This window comes from Flavobacterium terrigena (assembly GCF_900108955.1).
GTDB lineage: Bacteria > Bacteroidota > Bacteroidia > Flavobacteriales > Flavobacteriaceae > Flavobacterium > Flavobacterium terrigena.
Genome location: NZ_FNYA01000003.1, coordinates 195,823 through 218,673, shown reverse-complemented (window position 1 = coordinate 218,673; position 22,851 = coordinate 195,823). Strand labels below are relative to the sequence as shown.

Below are 22,851 nucleotides of genomic sequence, written 5' to 3'. Positions count from 1 at the left end.
TGACAAAAATCACTCTTTTTAACATCAATGTTCTATATATAACAATTAATATATTGTTTTTCTGTTAATTTTAATTCCGTTTTCTAAACCAATTTCTATCAACAATGGCACATTATGTTTGGTAATTGGTAAAGTAAAATTATTTGCTTCAATATCTTTTCCTTCAAACAATTTTCTACCTAAAACATCATAAACTAAAATACTTTTTATTTTTTCTTTTGTTGAAAGCACACTTAATTCTTGATTAGAAACTACAACAACATCATTATTTGCATCGAAAGTTTCATTAGCCAACACCGTTCCGTTAGTATAACGAATAACAAACCTGTCTTTAATTGTTCCTTTATTAGCCATAAACGAATAAGGATCATTCTTTAAATCATAAATTACATTTAATAATTTATCTTCTAAATAGATGTTTTGATTTGGATTTAAAAACAATCCGTCAACAGCTCCTAAAGCAATTTTATACATTCCATCTTGAGGAATAGAAACTCCAATGTTAACTTTATCGTTGTTATCAAATGGGAGTGTTCTACCTTGAATTAACATTTGTTCTTCTTCAATTAACGAGAAAATATTAAATGATAGTTTTTGATTTGAGAAAGCATCGAACAATCTGTCTTTACCATTTGTAGCCTCTTCAACATATCCTAATAATGATCTCACACTAGTTCCAGAAGGTGTAACTAAATCGAACCAAATTCTGTGTTTTTCTAAATCTCCATTATTAATAGTATTCGCGGAAGTTCTGTAAAACTGACTATTATTATGTACTTTATTTCTTAATGAATTATTGAAAATTAAATTTTCAGTTGTAACTGCAGAGGTGTGTAACATCGACACAAAGAACCCTTGTCCGCCAGCAATTCTTCCATTAAATACACCAGGTCCACTTGAAGCTCCTGCTGCATTATAAGTGATGTAATCTGATGGCGTATAATTATAAGCATAATCATTGTAAAATGGATCAGCTGTAGCATTTGATGGCAATGTACCATGCGTCCAAATGTTAACAAAACCTGCAATGTTTGTATTTAATGTCAAGAAATTAATTGCGTGAATAGCCGATGGATATGGGTTTCCAACTAAATTCCAATTGTCATCTTCATTTGTTCCTAAAGTTGTAGAAACTCCAGTAGAATATGTTCCTCCGTTCCAATTTCCTCTGCTAATTGGAATTGTCACAACACCATTATTTGGCACGCCCGTAAATGTTGCTGTATAATTTGTTAATGCCGAAAGTGAGAAATAATCTGGACCTCTTAAACAATATCCTTTTCCTAAAACCATTGTTTCGTTAGCAAATGCCCAATTTCCAAAATTATTTGTACCAGTAGTTGTTGGTAACCATTTGTATTGATAACCTAAACTAGTTCCGGGAGAAACAGCGTTACTCGCAAAACTTGCAACTGGTGAAGACCAATATACATAATCTTGTTTTCTAATATTTGCAGTTCTATAATATCTGATATTTCCAGTATTTACTCCAGCATCACTAATTTGAACTAATGATCCATCACTTAAAACATCTAGAATTCCGTTGTTTGTAATATTGTTTTGCACCTCAACATAACCCCCAGAAGAAATAGTTAAACTTCTTCCTACACCTGAATTGACAGTTAAACTACAACAGCTAAAGTCACCATTTGTTGCTGTTACATAGGTTCCGTCAATAATTGCGGCTTTAGTTATTGTTGGTGTACCACCAATCCAAGCTGATCCGTTCCAAGTTGAAGCACTTGTGTCTGTAATTTTCACAGCATTTGTTGCCGAATAACATGTTGCTGAATTTTCTCTAATTTGACAGTAATATTGATAGTTTAATACTCCTGTTACATTTGAAATTGATAAAGAAGCTGTTGTGGCTCCACTATAAATTCCACCATCTGTAACGGCAGCCCAAGTTGTACTTCCTGGAGCAGCAAAATACCACTGATATGCTAAAGTATTTCCACCACTATAACCTTCATTTCCTGCAGAAGTTAAAACTGCAGAAGTTGATCCACATGATGGTAAATAGGTTGGATGAGTAGTAACTATTGGCGGTGTTGATGCACCACTTGGAAGAGTTAATCCTGCACTTGGATAACATTCACCAGCGATTAAAGGCGTAGTACTCCAGTCTGCGGCTACATAAGATGTTCTTGCATTTAAAGCTCCTGTATTTCTTACCATATAATAACCTGGACCAGAAACATAAGTATGAACATCATCAATTATTACTGATCCTGTCGCATTTCTTAATTGAATACCATCATCATCATTAAACCCTCCGTCTATTGTACCATTTGTTGAAGCAGGTCCACAACTACCAACAGAAACTTTTAATATTGCTAATGCTCCAGGAGCGATTGTCCCAGTTAAATTAGCATAATCAATCTCATTACCATCTCCATAAACAGTTGTTCTCCAAATACTATAATTTGTTAAATTAACTGTTGCAACTGTGCCATTATATAGTGTTATAAATCCACCCGAACCAGTTTGTTCGTCATGAATATCATAAATAATTAAGTCAGTAGTAGGAGAAGTTCCTTCACATGAAGAATTGTCTTTTGAAATTAAAGTAAAAGCTGTAGTGGCATCGCATGGTTGTGCATCAGTCACTTTAATATTTCCTGTCGTTGCTCCGATAGGAACTACCGCTACCATTTGAGTTCCATCATTTGAAACAATAGTTGCATTAATTCCACCAAAACTAACTGAAGCTCCAGTTAAACTTCCTGTAGACGCAGTAATTGTTACCTCAGTTCCTACTGGACCTGAAGTAGGTGTTGCAGTAATAGTTGCTGGTGTACATGGCGCAGCACAAAATACCTGAATATCATCTAATCCCCATCTTGCAACAGATGAAGCTGATGCTTTTCTAAACCTAATATAAACAGTTGAAAAGGAAGTATAAGCTGATAAATCAACAGTACAGTTAACTGTCCCACTTGAAGTTGTGTTTGAATGATCATATGTTGCAACTGTCGTATAAGTTCCTCCTTGTGTAGTAGTTGAAACCTCAATTAACATTGTTTTTACAACTGTACTTCCAGTTCTTTCCAATGTAAAAGTTAAACTAGCTGGATTGCTAACTGCAACTGTTGTTAACTGCCCATTATTTGAGCTAAATTCTGCCCTGTTAGAAGCGAAAGTTACACTAGTTTGAATCCAACCTGCAGGCAAAGCATTAACTGCAAAAGCTTCACTTAAACACGGCCCTGTCCCTAATGTAATCACTAAAGTTTGATTATCAGAACCAAAACCATTTGTTGCCGTAATTGTTACATTAAAAGTTCCTGAAACTGATGGTGTACCTGAAATTACACCAGTTGTAGTATTAATTGACAATCCAGTAGGCAAACCTGTTGCGTTGTAACTTGTTGGTGTATTAGTAGCCGTAATAGTATAAGTAAATGAAGAACCTTGCGCGCCAGAACCCGTTAAAACACTTGTAATAACTGGAGGACTTAAACTATTTGTTGTACAATTAGTAATAGGAATAGTTGCATTCGTATTATAATTTATAGTGCTTGGTACACTTAAATAAGCGTTAAATGGAATTATTGAAAAATAATAATTTGTCCCTGGAGTTAATCCAGTAACCGAGTATGATGTCTCAGTACCATCAAGTGCAGTTGAACCTACAACAGTTGCATCTCCAATTGTTGCACCAGGAACATAAAACCCTCCATCTGTTGGTACTCCAGTAGGTGCAGATCCAATTTTTTGTAAAATTAAATATGCTCTTGCGTTTGGAATAGTTGCACGAGAAGGAAAAGCTAAATTTATTTGTGTTGTAGAAACAGTAGTACAAGAAAATGTTGCTGCATGCGCAGTTGGTTCAAGAGCTCTTGTATAACCTGTACCAATAGCGCTTGGAGTAGTTTTATAACAATTTCCAGCAGTGTTATACTCATAAGCGTTAACTGTATATTGAGTTCCAGCTGTTAAACCTGTAAGAGTTCCTGTAGTTGTACCGACTCCTCTAAAAACAACACGATTGTTTGTGTCGATTTGTCCTGCCGATGCCCAAGCTGTATTTGGAGTATAGACTGTACCACTCACTGGAGCAGTAGTGCCAGCTACAGAAGGTCTAATTACAATCATAGTTCCATTCCCATCACCAGCTGTCCAGTTTATATTAAAACCATCTAAAGTTTCTCCATTTGTTGTAATGGCTGATGCTTGTGTGGCTGGCGCTGTACATCCAGGAATAGTTCCTTTAATATCTATATCATCAATACCTGATCCTCTACTTCCAGCAGCGGCCAAAGTTTGAAATCTCAGTCTTACTGTTGTTTGTCCAATATAGGTGTTTAAATTGTACTGAGTTACTGCTGTTAAAGTGGTTGTCGCCGGTGAGTTAGTCCCTAAAGTAGTCCAAGTTGAACCATCTGTAGATATTGAAACCGTAATCACTTTTTCTGCAGCACTTGGCCCTCCAAACATTCTTGCTTTAAAATCTAATGTTATTGAAGTGTAACCTGAAAAATTCATGGTTGGACTTATTGTAGTCGAAGTATTGGTTATCAATTGCAAATATGTTGTTCCAGTAATTGCAGTGTCTGCCCAAGTTGGAAAACCTGTCACATCAGTCCTAATTGGGGTAATATTAACCTGGCCCCAATTTAAAACCGAGACCAAGAATAAACCAAATAATAATTTAATTTTCATAATTTAGGGGGTTGTTTTGTTATGCTTGCATAGTATTTTATGAAAAAACACTATACTAATTATTTATATTTCTGTATTTTTACGAATCCTTAGTCTTTTTTAAACAAAGGGCGACAAATTTATACAAAATTATAACAAAAGCTGTAGTTTTGTAGATTATTTATATGAATAAATTGTTAACAATTTGGGAAACCCTAAAAACACTGAACTCACTAAAAATGAGTTGATTAATAAATTGGAATATTATTGTTCCTACCAAGACCGTTGTCATAAAGAAGTGGAGCAAAAACTTCGCAATCTGACACTAATTCCAGAACTAAAAGAGCAAATAATTGTTCATCTTATCGAAAATAAATACATCGATGAAGAACGTTTTGCTAAAAGTTTTGCGCGTGGCAAGCACAACTACAAAGGTTGGGGCAAAATCCGAATTGTTCAAGAATTAAAATTCAGAGAAATTTCTAAAAGAAACATTGATTTAGCTTTGCTAGAACTTCCTAATGAAATATATCTAGAAAATTTTCATGCACTTGCCGAAAAAAACTGGAACTCTATAAAAGAAAGAAAAGGGCAAAAGAAGAATAAAAAATTCGTCGATTTCTTACTTCGTAAAGGATATGAAACCAATTTGATTTTTGAAAAATTGAAAGAATTAGACAAATAAAAAAAGGCTGAAAAACCCAACCTTTTTTAAACATCTTCACTGAAATTATAACGAAAACCTACAAAAATCGTTTTTCCAAATGAAACTGAAAAGTAAATCAACAAACACAACCTTATTGAAATACGCTATTAAATAACCACTCTTAGTATTAATAAATTAATACTATCAAACAAATAAACAAAATAAAAAACACCACTAATTGTATTTGGTAAAACATCATCCACCAAAAATATTTTTTATCCTTATCTAATCTTGTAATCATATTTTAAACCAATTATTTGTTCTTTTTCAATTGCAAATCTAAATGCTCAATATTAATAGAAATTAGAAATAAGATTATATAAATGTTAACATGAAGGAAGCTTGTATTAAAAAATTATACGTTTTTAGTTGTGTATAAAAGCTATATCTTTGCAAAAAATAAAATTCCATGTTAGAAAATAAAGATCAGAAAACAACCAGCATTGCCAGCTTAGGCGAATTCGGATTAATTGAGCATTTAACCAAACATTTCAAAATTAATCAAGAAAGCACCCTTAAAAGTATTGGTGACGATGCCGCTGTTTTAGATTTTAAAGATAAAAAAGTAATCGTTTCAACAGATTTATTAATTGAAGGTGTGCATTTCGATTTAAGCTACATGCCTTTGAAACACTTAGGATACAAAGCTATCGTGGCGAATGTTTCTGATATTTGTGCGATGAATGCGGTGCCAACTCAAGTTACCGTTTCTGTTGCTGTTTCTAACCGTTTTCCATTAGAAGCTATGGAAGAACTTTTTGCTGGAATTACTTTAGCAGCCAATGCCTATAATGTAGATGTAATTGGTGGCGATACGACTTCTTCTCAAAAAGGATTAATTATTAGTATAACTGCCATTGGCGAAGCGAATTTAGATGAAATCGCTTATAGAAGTGGCGCTGCACAAACCGATTTATTAGTGGTTTCTGGCGATTTAGGTGCAGCATACATGGGTTTACAAGTTTTAGAAAGAGAAAAACAAGTATTTCAAGTCAACCCGAACAACCAACCTATTTTAGACGATTATACGTATTTGATTGAACGTCAACTAAAGCCAGAAGCTAGAAATGACGTGAAAGAATTATTAGAAAAATTAGAAATTAAACCTACAGCTATGATTGATATTTCGGACGGTTTATCGTCTGAAGTAATGCACATTTGTAAGCAAAACAAATTAGGTTGTAATTTATACGAGGAAAAAATTCCGGTTGATCCACAATTAATTAATGTGTGCGAAGAATTTAATGTAGATATTACTACAATCGCTTTAAACGGTGGTGAAGATTACGAATTACTTTTCACCATTAAAATGGAAGATTTCGAAAAAATAAAACACAATCCAAACTTCACTATTATTGGTCATATGGTTGCCGAAAGTGAAGGCATGCATTTAGTAACTCGTGCTAACACAAAAATTGAATTAAAAGCTAGAGGATGGAATAGTTTAATGGAAGAATAAGACAATATTGTCATACTGTCCTGAAACTTCGGGATTGTTTCAGTATCTAAAAAAAGACCTGAAGGATTTTAGAAATCTATCAGGTCTTTTTATATAATTACATCAACTTTTGTTCTTCCGTTTCGTAAAAAGTATCAATATTTAGTTTTTCTTGTTGCGATGCCATAACGGCTAATTCATCGCAACGTTCGTTTTGAGGATGATTGTTGTGTCCTTTAATCCACATAAATCTCACATTATGTTGTCGGTAAATTTTTAGAAATCGCATCCATAAATCGGGATTTTTTTTGTCTTTGAAATATTTTTTCTCCCAACCAAAAACCCAACCTTTTTCTACCGAATCCACCACATATTTAGAATCCGAAACCACTAGTACTGACGTTTTAGGTGCTTTCAATTTTTCCAAACCTACAATTACCGCTAATAATTCCATTCGGTTATTTGTGGTATGTCTAAATCCTTCAAAAAATTCTTTTTTATAAGGTGTGCCTACCATTTCCATCACCACACCATAACCACCTGGACCGGGATTTCCTTTGGCAGCGCCATCTGTGTATATGTGAACTTGGTATGACATTTTTACTTATATTAAATTTTGAATCACTTTCGGGAAATGCTCCATTTCCAATTCGTGAATTTTTTGTGCGATTTCTTCCGCTGACGAACAATTTTCAATATTTACATTGGCTTGAAAAATAAATTCGCCTTCATCAAAATGTTCGTTGACATAATGAACGGTAATTCCCGTTTCTTTTTCTTTATTTTCTAAAACGGCGTTGTGCACATGCATGCCATACATTCCTTTTCCACCATAATTTGGCAACAATGCTGGATGAATATTAATGACTTTATTCGGAAACTCATTTATAATATGAACGGGGAATTTCAATAAGAAACCAGCCAAAACAATTAAATCAGGTTGTAATTCTTGCAAGTTGTTTAAAACCGTATCGTCAGAAAGCTCCGTTTTGTTGAAAACATAAGTTGGAACATTATATTTTTTTGCTCTTTCAATTACTTTGGCATGTGAATTGTTTGTGAACAAGCCGACTACAGTTCCTTGACCCAATTTCTCAAAATGTGCCATAATATTTTCGGCATTTGAACCATTACCCGAAGCAAAAAGTACAATCTTTTTCATGTTAAATCTCTTTTTTTTCAACTTATTACAACAATAAATCGTCTAAATTTCACACAAAAGTATAAATTCCTTTAGGTTTAGACACTAAAATCGAAAGAAATAAAAATATTTTTTAAAGGAAAAGGATAGAGAATTAGGCTATTGAAAGTTTTTTTTATAAATTCGTAGTTATATTTACTAACAAAAATGTTGTTTTAAAATAAAGTTTTTTATTTTTGCCAACAAATAAATTAAAAATTGAAAATTATGTCAGACATTGCATCAAGAGTAAAAGCGATTATCGTGGACAAATTAGGTGTTGACGAAAACGAAGTAGTAACAGAAGCAAGCTTCACTAACGATTTAGGTGCTGATTCATTAGACACTGTAGAGCTTATTATGGAATTCGAAAAAGAATTTGATATTCAAATTCCAGACGACCAAGCTGAAAACATTGCTACTGTAGGTCAAGCAATTTCTTACATCGAAGAAGCTAAGAAATAATAACCATTCATCCGTATAAAGTTATTTTTATACGGATGTTGTTATTTTTGTTTCTGTTTTTAAAAATCTTTGTTTAGATTTGTAAAAACATTGATTGTATTACAATCATTCAACATAAGACATTTATGTAATACCCAATGTTTATATTTATAATATGATACATTGGGTTTTTCTATATCACTAAAAAAAAATTTATGCAACTAAAACGTGTAGTAGTTACAGGACTTGGAGCTTTAACTCCAATTGGAAACAACATTCAAGAATATTGGGATGCCTTAATTAGCGGAAAAAGCGGTGCGGCTCCAATTACTTATTATGACACTGAAAAACATAAAACAAAATTTGCTTGTGAAGTCAAAAACTTCAATATCGAAGAATTTATCGATAGAAAAGAAGCAAGACGTATGGATAAATTTGCTCAATATGCTATTGTAGCCGGAGAGCAAGCTATTACAGATTCTGGAATTTTAGATTCAAACGTAAACAAACAAAGAGTTGGTGTAATTTGGGGTGCTGGAATTGGTGGTTTAGAAACTTTCCAAGAAGAAGTATTAAGTTATGCTAAAGGTGACGGAACGCCTCGTTTCAATCCTTTCTTTATTCCTAAAATGATTGCCGATATAGCTCCAGCTCATATTTCTATGAGAAATGGCTTTATGGGTCCAAACTATACTACTGTTTCTGCTTGTGCATCTTCAGCAAATGCTATGATTGACGCTTTCAACTACATTCGTTTAGGAATGTGTGATGTGATTGTATCTGGTGGTTCTGAAGCAGCTGTAACAATTGCAGGAATGGGTGGATTTAACTCAATGCAAGCTTTATCAACAAGAAACGATTCACCTGAAACTGCTTCAAGACCATTTGATGCAAACAGAGATGGATTTGTTTTAGGAGAAGGTGCTGGCGCCTTAGTTTTTGAGGAATACGAACACGCAAAAGCACGTGGTGCTAAAATATATTGTGAAGTTGGTGGCGGTGGAATGTCATCTGATGCGTACCACTTAACGGCTCCGCATCCAGAAGGAATTGGAGTAATTGCAGTAATGGAAAACACATTACGTGATGCCGGTATGAAACCAGAAGATGTAGATCACATTAACACACACGGAACTTCAACGCCATTAGGTGATGTTGCCGAATTAAAAGCAATTAGTCACGTTTTTGGTGCTCACGCGAAAAACATTAATATTAATTCTACAAAATCAATGACTGGTCACTTGTTAGGAGCTGCTGGTGCTATTGAAGCGATTGCTTCTATTTTAGCTATGAAACACGGTATCGTTCCTCCAACAATTAACCACACAACGGTTGATGAAAACATCGACCCATCATTAAATTTAACTTTAAATGTTCCTCAAAAAAGAGACATTAAAGTAGCAATGAGTAATACTTTCGGATTTGGTGGACACAATGCTTGTGTGCTTTTCAAAAAAATAGAAGAATAATTCATGCGCAGAATTTTTAAAAAAATATTGAAAAAATCCCCATCTTCTAATCAAGACGGGGTTTTTTTTGGACAACTAACCAAAATCTTAGGTTTCAAACCGACTTCTGAAATCTATTACAAACACGCATTCACACATCGTTCATCCAACAAAACAGATGAAAACGGTTATCCGATTAGTTATGAGCGTTTAGAATTTTTAGGCGATGCCATGTTAGGTAGTGTAATAGCTGCACATTTGTACAAAAAAGTACCAACTGGAGATGAAGGTTATTTAACCAAAATGCGTTCTAAAATTGTAAGTAGAGAGCATTTAAATGAATTGGGTCGCGATTTCAATTTGGTGCAATTCATTGAAAGTAAAGTCAATCCTTCTCATTTTGGCGATAATATTCACGGTAATTTATGCGAAGCATTTATCGGAGCTATTTATTTAGACAAAGGTTTTCCATATTGTGAAAAGTTCATTCACGAAAAAATCATCAAACCATATGTGGATATTGAACGATTAGAGGGTAAAGTCATCAGCTATAAAAGTTTAATTATCGAATGGTGTCAGAAAGAAAAAATCAATTTTAAATTTGAGGTTTTTGAAGATGATGGTAAAGAAGGTGTAAAACACTTTGGTATCAAATTATTAATGGACAATGAAGTGATTAGCAAGGCCAGAGCAACTTCTAAGAAAAAAGCCGAAGAAACTGCTGCCAAAAGAGCCTTTTTTGCATTACAAGATAGAATTGAAAACAAATAATAAATTTTTTATCAACGATAACGTTTGAATTAAAAATTTAATGGTTTAGAAACCTATTTTACAACTGTATACTACTTTTTAAACCTATCTTTGCAATTATTAAAAAACGGAATGGCAAATCTGAAACTTACATTAGACGATTTTGAATCAAATGATTTTGAGCTAATTGCGATTCATACTAATTTAAAAGATTTTAAATTAACCTTTTTAATAAATTTAAAATTGAATGTTTTGTTAGCCAGAAATGATAACGAAATAACCATTAAATCAAATGATGGAACTGGAAAATTTTCTAGGTTTAGTTATGACGATTTAAAACATGATATCACTTGGGAACTGATAAAAAATCAAACCAATTTTAATTCGAACAAACAAAATGTAGGTTTTTTTGAAGAAGACAGCATCACTATGAATTTGATTCCCGAATTAAAAATGGCCGATTATTTACTAAAAATAGATAATGTAGAGCCTGGTTTCAAAAGTGACGAAATAATACAAAACATAAGTACAATACAAAATATTTCTACCGTTTATAAAGTAGATACAGATAATTTAAAATCGATAAACAATTTAATTTTTTAAAAATGCATACAAATAAAAAAACAAAAATTGTTGCCACATTAGGGCCAGCTTGTAGTACAAAAGAAGTAATCAAAAAAATGATTGACGCTGGAGTTAATGTTTTCAGAATTAACTTTTCACATGCAGATTATACAGATGTCAAAGAAAAAATTGACATCATTAGAGGATTAAACAAAGAATTTGGATACACTACCTCTATTTTAGCCGATTTACAAGGGCCAAAATTGCGTGTGGGTGTCATGAAAGAAGATGTTGTAGTAAATCCTGGAGATATTATTACGTTTCAAACTTCAGACGATGTTCCTGGAACAGCAGAACGCGTGTACATGAACTACAAAGAATTTCCAAAAGATGTAAATCCGGGTGAAAGAATTTTATTAGATGATGGAAAGCTTATGTTTGAAGCTATTGAAACAAACAGAATTGATGAAGTTGTTTGTAAAGTCATTCAAGGCGGACCTTTGAAATCTAAAAAAGGTGTAAACTTACCTAATACAAAAGTTTCATTACCAGCTTTAACTACGAAAGATGTTAAAGATGCGATTTTCGCTTGTGAAAACAAGGTCGATTGGATGGCACTTTCTTTTGTGAGAACTAAAGAAGACATCAAAGATTTACAAGATTTAATTGAAAAACATTCAGAACATAAAATTCCAATTGTAGCCAAAATTGAAAAACCAGAAGCGGTTGAAAATATTGACGAAATTGTAATTGCTTGTGATGGATTAATGGTAGCTCGTGGCGATTTAGGAGTGGAAGTTCCAGCGCAAGAAGTGCCTTTAATTCAGAAAAAACTAATTTTAAAAGCGAAATTAGCGCGTATTCCAGTAATCGTTGCCACTCAAATGATGGAAACGATGATTACGAGTTTAACACCAACTAGAGCAGAAGTAAATGATGTAGCCAACTCGGTTATGGATGGCGCCGATGCGGTTATGCTTTCTGGAGAAACTTCAGTAGGTAATTATCCTGTTCAAGTTATTGAAACGATGACAAGCATTATTGAAAGTGTAGAAGATTCTCCGCTTATTAATGTGCCTCATATTCCACCAACGAAAAAGAATGCTCGTTATATTACAAAATCAATTTGTTATCATGCGGCTTCAATGGCAGATAGTATCAATGCTAAAGCGGTTACAACATTAACAAATAGTGGTTACACAGCTTTTCAAATTTCGGCATGGCGTCCACACGCACATATTTTAGTATTTACCTCAAACGAAAGGATTTTAACGCAACTGAATTTACTTTGGGGTGTGAGAGCTTTCTTTTACGATAAATTCACCAGTACAGATGACACAATTGATGACATCAATAAAATCTGTAAAGAAATGAATTACGTTAAAAAAGGTGATATGGTAATTAACTTGGCTTCTATGCCAATTGCCAACAAAGGAATGGTGAATACGTTGAGAATTTCTGATATAGAGTAAAGCTTACTGTTTCTAAAAAATATAAAAATCCCAAATTCAACTCTTTGAATTTGGGATTTTTTATTAAAATTAAAATTGATAACATAATTTTAATCCCTTTTTAATTGGCTATTTGATTGAAAAGTAGTAAATTAGAGTTCTTAAAAACCCCACTAGTATTTTTTTACAGAATTACCCAAAACAATTTGTTTAGTACAAACTAAAAATAACTGTGTTTAAAAAGGTAATTCCATCTGTTCAATGATAAAAAACGAAATTTTATCATATAAATATGAATGAAAAAAAAACTAACAAAATAAAATATCCGAGCGTATACTTTCTTTTTGGTATTATTTTCTTGTCTTGTGCTTCACTTATTTTTTTAAATTATTCTACTATTAGAATTTTGTCAGCTAATAGAGCGTATGTAACTGGTGAATCGCAATATTCCAAAGCCCAAAAAGATGCTGTATATTATCTTACAACCTATGTACACACCAAAAATGCTAAATATTGGGATTCCTATTTAAGAGAAATTGAAATAAATAAGGGAGACAAACTTGCTCTAAATACATTACACAGTAATCCTGATGATGAAAAGGTTAAAGTGGGTCTAAGGGCTGGTAGGAATAAAGATGAAGATCTTGATGATATCATATGGCTTTATAAAAAGTTTGGAAACATTTCAATGTTTTCCATTATTTTTAAGATATGGGGCGAAGCAAATATTCTTACCGACGAATTAACACTGCTTGGAAATGAAGTTCATAAAAAAATGGTTTCGAATACTTTAGCAGAAGTAGAGAAAAATAGTTTATTACAAAAAATTGAAATTATTGGTGAAAAATTCACCATTCTTGAAAGAAATTTTACAGATGCGATAGTACACGCTTCATGGAAAATGAAAAGCTATCTGATTTTTGCTAATATTTTTTTTATTCTGATTATCATTAGTTGTGTGGGCATCTACTTTTCTATGATGATGAAAAAATTATTGGAATCAACCAAAGTAATAGAATTAAAAAATGAAAATCTTATACTTGCCAATAAAGAATTAGATAGGTTTGTTTACAGTACATCACACGATTTACGTTCGCCATTAACTTCACTGAAAGGACTCGTACAAATTGCAAAAGAAGAAGAAGATTTAGAACAAATTAAATACTATTTTGAACTTATGGATCAAACCATTTCTAAACAAGATCAGTTTATTATGGACATTATTGATTACTCTCGTAATAAAAGAGTAGGAAAAACTTTAGAACCGGTAAACTTACATCAATTGATTGACGATATTGTACAACAATACAACCATAATGATAAAATAAAAACCATTAAAATTGAGAAAAATTTAGAAATTGACGAAATACATAGCGATCCTTTGCGATTAAAAATAATTTTTAGCAACTTGATATCCAACGCTATTAAATATGGTGATCCCGAAAAATCGGTGAAAAAAATTGAAATAAAAATTTATAAAGAAAATGATGTATTCAAAATTGAGATAAAGGACAATGGACTCGGAATTAACGAAGAAATTTTACCTCGAATTTTTGAAATGTTTTTTGGAACGAATCATAATATTGGTTCTGGATTAGGACTTTATATTACGATGGAAGCTGTTCAAGTGCTTGGCGGAACTATTTCTGCTAGTTCTCGAATTAAAGAAGGAACTATTTTTACTATTACTTTACCTAATTATCATGGAAACTAATGCTGCCTTTTTACTTATAGAGGACAATTTAATTGACCAACTTATTACAACAAAATTGCTAAAAAACACTTTTGATGATTTTCAATTTAATGTAGTTAGTGATGGAAAAGAAGGAATGGATTGGCTCTATAAATTTAACTATACTAGTAAAGATCAATTAATCATTTTACTAGATATAAAAATGCCTCAAATGGATGGCTTCGAATTTCTTGCAAAATATGATGCTCTCCCAGAGGATTTAAAAAAGAAAACACAAATTTTTATGCTATCTTCTTCATTAGACCCAAACGATTTAAAAAGGGCTAATGAAAATTGCTATGTAAAAAAGTTGTTTAGTAAACCGCTATCGTTAAGTCAGTTTAAAGAAATAATAAGTATTATAGATTATTTTTAATTTGATAAATGTAAATATTATGAAACAAAAAAATCCCAAATTCACTTACTGAATTTGGGATTTTTATTTGTTATCTCTTCAAACTAAAATGCGATTTGAAAATACCTTTTTGATTGCTCTGCGATATATACTCAACTGTGAACCAATAATCTGAAGACGGCATGTCTTTTCCATTGTATTTTCCGTCCCAACCTATTCCAGCCGGAGTGATTTGCTTTAATAGTTTTCCATATCTATCAAAAATAGAAATGACACTATTTGGTTGTTTCTCTAAATCGAGAATATTCCAGGTATCGTGGACACCATCGCCATTTGGAGTAAAATAATTTGGATAATTTATGATGTAAATCGGTCCAACTTGAGTTGGAGAACAATTTCCTAACGTATCATAAATATTGACAAAATATTCACCTGGTTCTAAATTGTTAAATACATTACTCGCTTGAAAAGCACTTGTAGTTCCATCTGGATATTCCAATTGGAATAAATAATTACCTAAACTTCCAGCAGAAATATTAACTGTAATAAAAGTGTTATCTGTATCAAACTCTTGACTCACTGTAAAACTTGCTATAGCTGGACTCGATGCAATTATCGTAACTGTTGTATCTCTATAATTACAATCTGTACCAACATCTGGAGTTAATTTTACAAATTCAACGTCATAAACTCCCGCTTGAGATGCCGTATAACTTACTCCTGTTCCCATTAAGGTTCCATTTAAATACCAGTTTACATTGAACAGTGCAGGATTTAATCCAGTATGAATAGTATGAGTATCAATTGCAGTATTCGTTATAGGATCTACACAAATAATTCCGCCTTGTAAAGTCAAATCTAACAAAGGATGAACCGTAAAAGAAAAAGCTTGTTCGTCATGACAATCAGGATTATTTGTAGCCATTGCATACACGTAATAAGTAAAATCTAAAGATTCTGCTGGTGGATTTCCAGGCGCACCTGTATTGTTTATAATATTTAAATTCGTAATTGGTCCTACTCCATTTGGTTGTGAAAAATAGCCAATAGTATAACCTACAGTTGGTAATGTTGGCAACACATAAGTCCCGCAACTTTCAGCAGGAAAAACGATTGGAGTAATTACTGGTGTTTCCGAAACAGTTATAGTGAAAGATCTAACTTCTGGGCAATTTATCAAATATCCATCAGAGTTTACAGCGGTTAACCAAATTGTTCTTGGAGTTATAGCGTTTGTAATATCAAAAACAAAACTAGGTAAAACAACAGGTCCGTTTGGAGTATCTAAATGATATTCAATTGTATAATTAATTTCAGGCTCTGGAGGCAAATGTGTAAGTGGATCTGGAATTAAAGTATCTAAAGTAAATGTGTCACAAGCTTTAATATCTGCTATAATCGGCAAATTGATTCCTTTAAAAATTTTTGTGAATTTTTTATCAATCTTACAACCTGTTGTTGGGTCAACATAATACAAATAAAATGTTTGTGTTGAATTGTAAGTTGTACTTGGATTAACAATTGTTCCTATTCCATTCGGACCGTTTGGTTCGGTATAAACTTGCCCTACAGTTGGAGCAGGTATCGTGTATGGAGAACACTCAATTGTATTTATATATTGTTCTAAACCTGGAAAAGGAGTGATGTTTATTGTGAAACTAGTTTCATTAGAACAAGTTGATATTCCGCTTGGATTGTTATAGGTTGCCTGATTATAAATATAATATGTTCCTGGCGCTAAATTATCACCTGTTAAATCTATTATTTGATTCGCATTTAATGCGATTTGTCCAATTACATTTGGTCCACCTGATAAAGTATAATAATTTCCGTTAGTCAGTGGCGGCAAAATGTATTCACCACAAAATGTACCACCTGGCAAAGTGTCTACATTTGGTAATGGATTAATGGTAATATCATAATTTAAATTATCTGTACAGTTTGGTAATAACGTAGTATTAGCAAAATAATAAACAATTTGAGATGTAGTAATAGTAAAATTTGTAATTGGAGTTCCTCCACCCATTGGAGCAGTATAATATCCTCCAAAAGTTATTGCTGGTAACGTATAACTTTCACAACCTGAAACAGTAGTGAACTGAGTAGTATCAACAAGATTAACTACAAAACCATTAAAATCAGAACATGATCCTGAAGTGCCATCACTATTAGTGTGAGCTATAGAATTAACAACATAGTAAGTTCTAGGGAAATTTGGATTAATTACACTTATTACATCTCCAGGATTCAATGTAATACCAGTCCCATCTGATGAAGTATTATAAGAACCATTTGTTAAAGAAGGCAAAATATAAGAGTCACAAGCAATCACATCAGCAGGATCGTCTACTAATGGAACCGGATGAATATTGATATCAAACTGTTGATCTCTACAAAACACGTTATTTACTTCAGCATAATAAAAAACGGTTTGTACAATTGTTGATGCAGTTGTGTTTGTGAAAATTGTTCCTTGTGGAATTAATGTTCCAGATCCTGTTGGTCCACCAGCTGCGGTATAAAAAGCACCAATGTTATATGGCGGCCCTGGAATTGTAAATGAACCACAATTATCTAAGTTTAATTCATATTCATCGATAAATGTTGCATTAAAAGTTGATTCATTAAAACAACCATTAGCATCTAGTCCGTTATAAATATAATAAGTTGTACCTTCATCAATAATATCACCAGCAAATAATGGCGTACCTGATCCGTTTGGACCTGTAAAATAATTACCGTTGACTAGTGGAGGTAAAACATAACTACTACATTCCACAACATCTGCTAATTCATCAACTGGTGGTAACGGATTTACAATAATATTTACACTTGTAACATCAAAACAAGCTGAATTGGCACTGTCTTGCATTCTAATCCAAACCGTAACCGTTGTTGCCCCATTTGGAATATCAACTTGTGTAATTGTAGCTCCATTTCCAGCCACTGCATCGGCTTGTAAATTATAATACAAAACCGTATAACCTGATTGACCACTTAAAACTTCTGCGTTTAAATTTGATAACAAATAAAAAGTACTTCCTGGAGTTTCACAAAGTTCAACATCTATGGGTTGTGTAGCATTTACTGTTGCATTAATCAACAAATCAAATTGATAAACTGCGTCACAAAATTGATTCGTAATAGTATTAAAAATTTTCACAAAAATAGTTTGTCCAGCAGGAGTTGAAAAACTTGTAGGAACGGCTATTGAATTATTTGCAACAACATCTGCCATTGAAGTATAGTAAAACAAATTATAAGTAGCATCGTCAATTCCTAATTGTGCTTCGTTGTTAGTTGTTAAATCGAAAGTATAACTAGCTGCTCCCGTATTACAAGTTTGCAAATGTATAGGGTTAGAAACTGGTAAGTCATTAAAAACAATAGTATCCGTTAAAAAACAAGAACCTTTAGTGATTTCAACTGTATAAGTTCCTGGACCATTTACTGTAAAAGTAGAAGTGTTTCCACCAACTGGATTGCCATCTTGAAACCATTGGTAATTGTAAGTATTGTCTAATAGTACTTCCAAAACAGCTGTGTCACCCGAACAAATTATTTGGTCTGGACCTAAATTGACTGCATTTGCAAAACTTCCACGTGAAATGAATACGGCAGAATCATAATTAAAATTTATGTAGTCTGCAATTACCATTTTTAAACGGTATGGGTTATTTGGAATTGTAGTTCCCGAAGCGTTCAAAACAACTGAATGACCTCGCATATTTAAAGTCGAGGCAGCAGGATTAGTAACATTATAAACTGAAAATAATTCAGGATTGGTTGAACTACACGTATTATTATAACTAGCGTTTTTAATATATTTTATAGATATTGGGTTACTTGTTGAAGGAATAACAGCAATATTTGTAGTTGTATTTGTAAGCAAATCTGTCAATTCAATAGCAAAAATATCGTTTGATAAACATTGAAATTGCCCATAATCATTTGAAGCAAATAAAAAATCGAAATTAAAAGAAGATGAAATAGGTGTAAAATCAAATTGTAAAAATGACAAGTCTGTTAATGGAGCTGTAGTGCCACTACTTGTATTACTTAAGTTTTGCAAAAAGGCATCTGTTCCACCACCAGTAGTAGTTGATCCCATATTTGAACCTGTATACAGACCTTGCGTGTCTAAAATGTTTCCACTTCTTAAAATAATACCCTCATTGATTGGAAAACTTGAACCATTTCTATTGAAATAACCAACCGATTGATTAGAAGAAATTGAAATGTTTGAAACTTCAACACAAGAATTTTGTAATAATAAATTCACTAAATCTGCTGGAGAATTAGTTGTATTATCAACTGTAATGGTCTGCGAAAATGAAGTTACCGAAAACAGCAACAAAATGTATAGTATCCTTTTCATAATCATTTCTTGGGTAAGATGCTTATTCTTTATAAATTTAATAAAATCCATTTTAGATGACAATGATTCGTAAAAAAATAAATTTTTATACGAATCATGTTAAATAAATGTTTGTTTATTTCTTAATCGTTTAGTTTTAAAACGGCCATAAATGCTTCTTGAGGGATTTCAACATTTCCTACTTGTCGCATACGTTTTTTACCTTTTTTCTGTTTTTCTAAAAGTTTACGTTTACGAGAAATATCTCCTCCATAACATTTAGCGGTTACATCTTTACGAAGTGCTTTTATGGTTTCACGAGCAATGATTTTAGCACCAATTGCCGCCTGAATAGGAATATCAAATTGCTGACGTGGGATTAACTCACGCAGTTTTTCACACATTTTTTTACCGATGTTATACGCGTTATCTTCGTGAATTAATGCTGAAAGTGCATCAACTGAAGTCGCATTTAATAACACATCTAAACGAACTAATTTAGATGTTCTCATTCCAATTGGATGATAATCGAAAGAAGCATATCCTTTAGAAACCGTTTTTAATCGGTCATAAAAATCGAATACAATTTCCGCCAAAGGCATATCGAAATTTAATTCTACTCTTTCCGTAGTTAAATACGTTTGATTGGTAATTAAACCACGTTTTTCAATACATAAACTCATTACGTTTCCTACATAATCTGCTTTTGTAATGATAGTTGCTTTAATATATGGTTCTTCTACTCGGTCTAATTTACTTGGTTCAGGTAAGTCTGAAGGATTGTTAATTACGAAACCAACTTCTGGTTCTTTTTTCGTGTAAGCCAAGTACGAAACGTTAGGAACTGTTGTGATAACTGTCATATCGAACTCACGCTCTAAACGTTCTTGGATAATTTCCATGTGTAACATTCCTAAGAATCCACATCGGAAACCAAAACCTAAAGCGGCAGAACTTTCTGGTAAAAACACTAACGACGCATCGTTCAATTGTAATTTTTCCATTGAAGAACGTAAATCTTCGTAATCTTCTGTATCAACTGGATAAATTCCAGCGAATACCATTGGTTTTACGTCTTCGAAACCTGTAATCATATTGGTTGTTGGTTCTTTCGCGTCTGTAACGGTATCTCCAACTTTTACTTCTTTTGCTTCTTTAATACCAGAAATTAAATAGCCAACATCTCCTGTTGAAATGACATTTTTTGGAACTTGATTTAATTTTAATGTCCCAACTTCATCGGCAAAATATTCTTTACCAGTTGCCATGAATTTAATCTTCTGACCTTTTCTAATTTCACCGTTTACCACACGGAAAATTACTTCAATTCCTCTAAAAGGATTGTAGTGCGAATCGAAAATTAAGGCTTGTAAGGGTTCGTCTTTATTTCCTTTTGGATGAGGAATTTTTTCAATAATGGCTGCTAAAATATTTTCCACACCAAAACCTGTTTTACCAGAAGCGTGAATAATGTCTTCTAATTTACAACCTAATAAATCGATAATATCGTCTGAAACTTCTTCCGGATTGGCAGAAGGTAAATCGACTTTATTTAAAACTGGAATAATTTCCAAATCGTTATCTAAAGCCAAATATAAATTTGAAATCGTTTGTGCTTGAATACTTTGAGCAGCATCCACAATTAGTAACGCTCCTTCACAAGCGGCAATACTACGAGAAACTTCATAAGAAAAATCTACGTGTCCTGGAGTGTCAATTAAGTTTAAAATATATTCTTGACCTTGGTATGTATATTCCATTTGAATCGCATGACTTTTAATGGTAATTCCACGTTCGCGCTCCAAATCCATATTATCCAATAATTGTGCTTTTTCTTCTCTGGCAGTTACAGTTTGTGTTGCGCCTAAAAGTCTATCGGCTAATGTGCTTTTCCCGTGATCAATATGTGCAATAATGCAAAAATTTCTAATGTGTTTCATTTGTTCTCTTTCAAAATTCAAAACTCAAAACTCAAAATTCGTTCTTCAACAAACCTTATTTTCAAATTTAAAATGTTCTTTTACTTACGTTATAATCTGCAAAGGTAAAGGAAATTAAACTAAATTATGTATTTATTTTTGCCAATGAAGTGAAATTATTTTTTCTTTCTTTCTAACCAAATTTGAGGATTTCGACTTGTATGAAAAATCGCAGAAATTTCAATTACAAAGTTTTCTTCATCAAGACTATAATGCACTAAAAAAGGAAATTTTGAAATTAAAAAACATCTCACATTTTCATACTTAATAGTGAATAAGTATGGGTTTTTATTAACTTTGAAATTTGAGAAATAACTTGTTTTTGAAATTTGACTCCTAATCCATTTTTAACTGAATTATACCAATCGGTAGTTTTTTGAATATCTTCAAGTGCTTCAACATCAATTTTAATTGAAAATTTCTGCATCAAGATTTTAACTTTTTTAAGGCAGCTTCCCAATCTAACATTCTTGAAGGATCTACTTTGGATTTTTGTTTTCTTTCTAAAACTATTTTTTGATGTTCCACAGGAATTTCAGATGCTTCATCCCAAATGGCATCATTAAGTTGTAATTTTTCAGCTGGAGATAATTGTTTTACAACTTCTAATAACTGCTGAAAACTTAAATTAATATTTAATTGTAAACTATCCATAATTTTAAAAATCTGAAAACAAATATACGAAATTTATCAATAATTTAAAACTCAAACTTCAATTGATAAACCACAAATTTTTTCTGATGCGTGTTTAAATTGTTTAAGGAAATGCCTAATAATCGTACGGAATCTTTCAATTTTTCTTGATACAATAATTCTTTTGCGGTTTCGAAAATCAAACCTTTATCGGAAATAAAATATTGTAAAGTTTTACTTCGAGTTTGTTGTGAGAAATCGGAATATTTTATTTTTAACGTAACCGTTTTTCCCGCTATTTTGTGTTTTTTGATACGACGTTCAATTTCTTCTGCGATGTTTTTTAAGCGTTCTTCCATGTAAATTTCGGAAGACAAATTTTTATTAAAGGTGCGTTCCGCACCAACAGATTTCATTTCTCGATTCGGTTTGACTTGACTAAAACTAATGCCTCGAGATAAATTATAGTATGATTTTCCGCTGTTCCCGAAATGTTTTTCTAGGTATTCTAACGATTTGGTTTTTAAATCTGTTCCTGTATAAATACCTAATTGATACATTTTTTCGGCCGTGACTTTACCAATTCCGTAGAATTTTTTCACATCTAAAACTTCAATAAATGCTTCCACCTCATCCGGATTGACCGTTTTTTGTCCGTTTGGTTTGTTGAAATCACTCGCAATTTTCGCTACAAATTTATTTATGGAAATTCCAGCCGAAGCGGTTAAACCTGTTACTTCAAATATTTTTTGACGAATTTCTTTCGCAATTAATGTCGCACTCGGATTTCCTTTTTTATTTTCCGTAACATCTAAATACGCTTCATCTAACGAAAGTGGTTCTACCAAATCGGTATACTCATGAAATATTTTTCGAATTTGTTTTGAAACTTCTGTATAACGTTTAAAATTGGGTTTCACAAAAATTAGATCAGCACATAAACGAGCTGCTTGTGCTCCACTCATCGCACTTCTGACTCCAAATTTTCGTGCTTCATAACTGGCAGCACTCACCACACCACGAACTTCATTTCCACCCACAGCAATTGGTTTTCCTTTTAAATCAGGATTGTCCAATTGCTCTACAGATGCGTAAAAGGCATCCATATCAATGTGAATTATTTTTCGTTGTAAGGTTTCCATAGTGAATACAAATTACAGAAATTTTAAT

The 22,851-nt window shown here is 32.5% G+C and carries 17 protein-coding genes; 9 read left to right on the top strand and 8 right to left on the bottom strand.

Annotated features, from left to right (window positions below):
* Nucleotides 1–45 precede the first annotated feature (45 nt).
* Nucleotides 46–4,665, bottom strand: a complete 4,620-nt coding sequence (locus BMX42_RS07495; protein WP_091311561.1) for a putative Ig domain-containing protein — start codon at nt 4,663–4,665, stop codon at nt 46–48.
* A gap of 184 nt (nt 4,666–4,849) precedes the next feature.
* Here BMX42_RS07495 and BMX42_RS07490 point away from each other — a divergent pair, with 184 nt between their 5' ends.
* Both BMX42_RS07490 and thiL read left to right on the top strand, forming a co-directional pair.
* The gene (locus BMX42_RS07490) at nt 4,850–5,329 is read left to right on the top strand and encodes a regulatory protein RecX (protein WP_245748272.1); all 480 of its coding nucleotides are present in this window, start codon (nt 4,850–4,852) and stop codon (nt 5,327–5,329) included.
* A gap of 430 nt (nt 5,330–5,759) precedes the next feature.
* Nucleotides 5,760–6,809: a thiamine-phosphate kinase gene (thiL, locus tag BMX42_RS07485; RefSeq protein WP_091311557.1), complete on the top strand. Its 1,050-nt coding sequence runs from the start codon at nt 5,760–5,762 to the stop codon at nt 6,807–6,809.
* 97 nt (nt 6,810–6,906) lie between these two features.
* On the opposite strand, the gene rnhA is transcribed toward thiL, so the two are convergent.
* On the bottom strand, nt 6,907–7,386 hold the full coding sequence (gene rnhA, locus BMX42_RS07480) for a ribonuclease HI (RefSeq protein WP_091311554.1): 480 nt from the start codon (nt 7,384–7,386) through the stop codon (nt 6,907–6,909).
* Between the two features lie 6 nt (nt 7,387–7,392).
* A complete protein-coding gene (purN, locus tag BMX42_RS07475; protein ID WP_091311551.1) occupies nt 7,393–7,950 on the bottom strand; it encodes a phosphoribosylglycinamide formyltransferase in 558 nt (185 codons plus the stop codon).
* Between the two features lie 246 nt (nt 7,951–8,196).
* Here purN and BMX42_RS07470 point away from each other — a divergent pair, with 246 nt between their 5' ends.
* From BMX42_RS07470 to BMX42_RS07440, 7 genes are all read left to right on the top strand, one after another.
* The gene (locus BMX42_RS07470) at nt 8,197–8,433 is read left to right on the top strand and encodes an acyl carrier protein (RefSeq protein ID WP_007137004.1); all 237 of its coding nucleotides are present in this window, start codon (nt 8,197–8,199) and stop codon (nt 8,431–8,433) included.
* A 194-nt stretch (nt 8,434–8,627) separates the two neighbouring features.
* Entirely contained in the window at nt 8,628–9,881 is a 1,254-nt protein-coding gene (gene fabF / locus BMX42_RS07465) for a beta-ketoacyl-ACP synthase II (RefSeq protein WP_091311547.1), read from the top strand.
* A 3-nt stretch (nt 9,882–9,884) separates the two neighbouring features.
* Nucleotides 9,885–10,631: a ribonuclease III gene (gene rnc / locus BMX42_RS07460; protein WP_091311543.1), complete on the top strand. Its 747-nt coding sequence runs from the start codon at nt 9,885–9,887 to the stop codon at nt 10,629–10,631.
* A gap of 90 nt (nt 10,632–10,721) precedes the next feature.
* Nucleotides 10,722–11,213, top strand: coding sequence for an IPExxxVDY family protein (locus BMX42_RS07455; RefSeq protein WP_143055614.1), 492 nt, complete (start codon nt 10,722–10,724; stop codon nt 11,211–11,213).
* 2 nt (nt 11,214–11,215) lie between these two features.
* Nucleotides 11,216–12,646, top strand: a complete 1,431-nt coding sequence (gene pyk, locus BMX42_RS07450) for a pyruvate kinase (RefSeq protein ID WP_091311535.1) — start codon at nt 11,216–11,218, stop codon at nt 12,644–12,646.
* A gap of 385 nt (nt 12,647–13,031) precedes the next feature.
* A complete protein-coding gene (locus BMX42_RS07445; protein WP_177169141.1) occupies nt 13,032–14,339 on the top strand; it encodes a sensor histidine kinase in 1,308 nt (435 codons plus the stop codon).
* A complete protein-coding gene (locus BMX42_RS07440) occupies nt 14,329–14,733 on the top strand; it encodes a response regulator (protein ID WP_091311527.1) in 405 nt (134 codons plus the stop codon). The genes BMX42_RS07445 and BMX42_RS07440 overlap by 11 nt, the downstream gene beginning before the upstream one ends.
* Before the next feature lie 70 nt (nt 14,734–14,803).
* On the opposite strand, the gene BMX42_RS07435 is transcribed toward BMX42_RS07440, so the two are convergent.
* The 5 genes from BMX42_RS07435 to dinB form a co-directional block, all read right to left on the bottom strand.
* A complete protein-coding gene (locus BMX42_RS07435) occupies nt 14,804–19,090 on the bottom strand; it encodes a T9SS type B sorting domain-containing protein (RefSeq protein ID WP_177169140.1) in 4,287 nt (1,428 codons plus the stop codon).
* Between the two features lie 122 nt (nt 19,091–19,212).
* A complete protein-coding gene (gene lepA, locus BMX42_RS07430) occupies nt 19,213–21,009 on the bottom strand; it encodes a translation elongation factor 4 (protein WP_091311520.1) in 1,797 nt (598 codons plus the stop codon).
* A 289-nt stretch (nt 21,010–21,298) separates the two neighbouring features.
* A complete protein-coding gene (locus BMX42_RS14520; RefSeq protein ID WP_177169139.1) occupies nt 21,299–21,475 on the bottom strand; it encodes a hypothetical protein in 177 nt (58 codons plus the stop codon).
* Nucleotides 21,475–21,702: an addiction module protein gene (locus BMX42_RS07425; protein WP_091311516.1), complete on the bottom strand. Its 228-nt coding sequence runs from the start codon at nt 21,700–21,702 to the stop codon at nt 21,475–21,477. Before BMX42_RS07425 ends, BMX42_RS14520 begins: the two co-directional genes overlap by 1 nt.
* Nucleotides 21,703–21,746: 44 nt before the next feature.
* Nucleotides 21,747–22,823, bottom strand: coding sequence for a DNA polymerase IV (gene dinB, locus BMX42_RS07420; protein WP_091311446.1), 1,077 nt, complete (start codon nt 22,821–22,823; stop codon nt 21,747–21,749).
* Between the last annotated feature and the right edge of the window lie 28 nt (nt 22,824–22,851).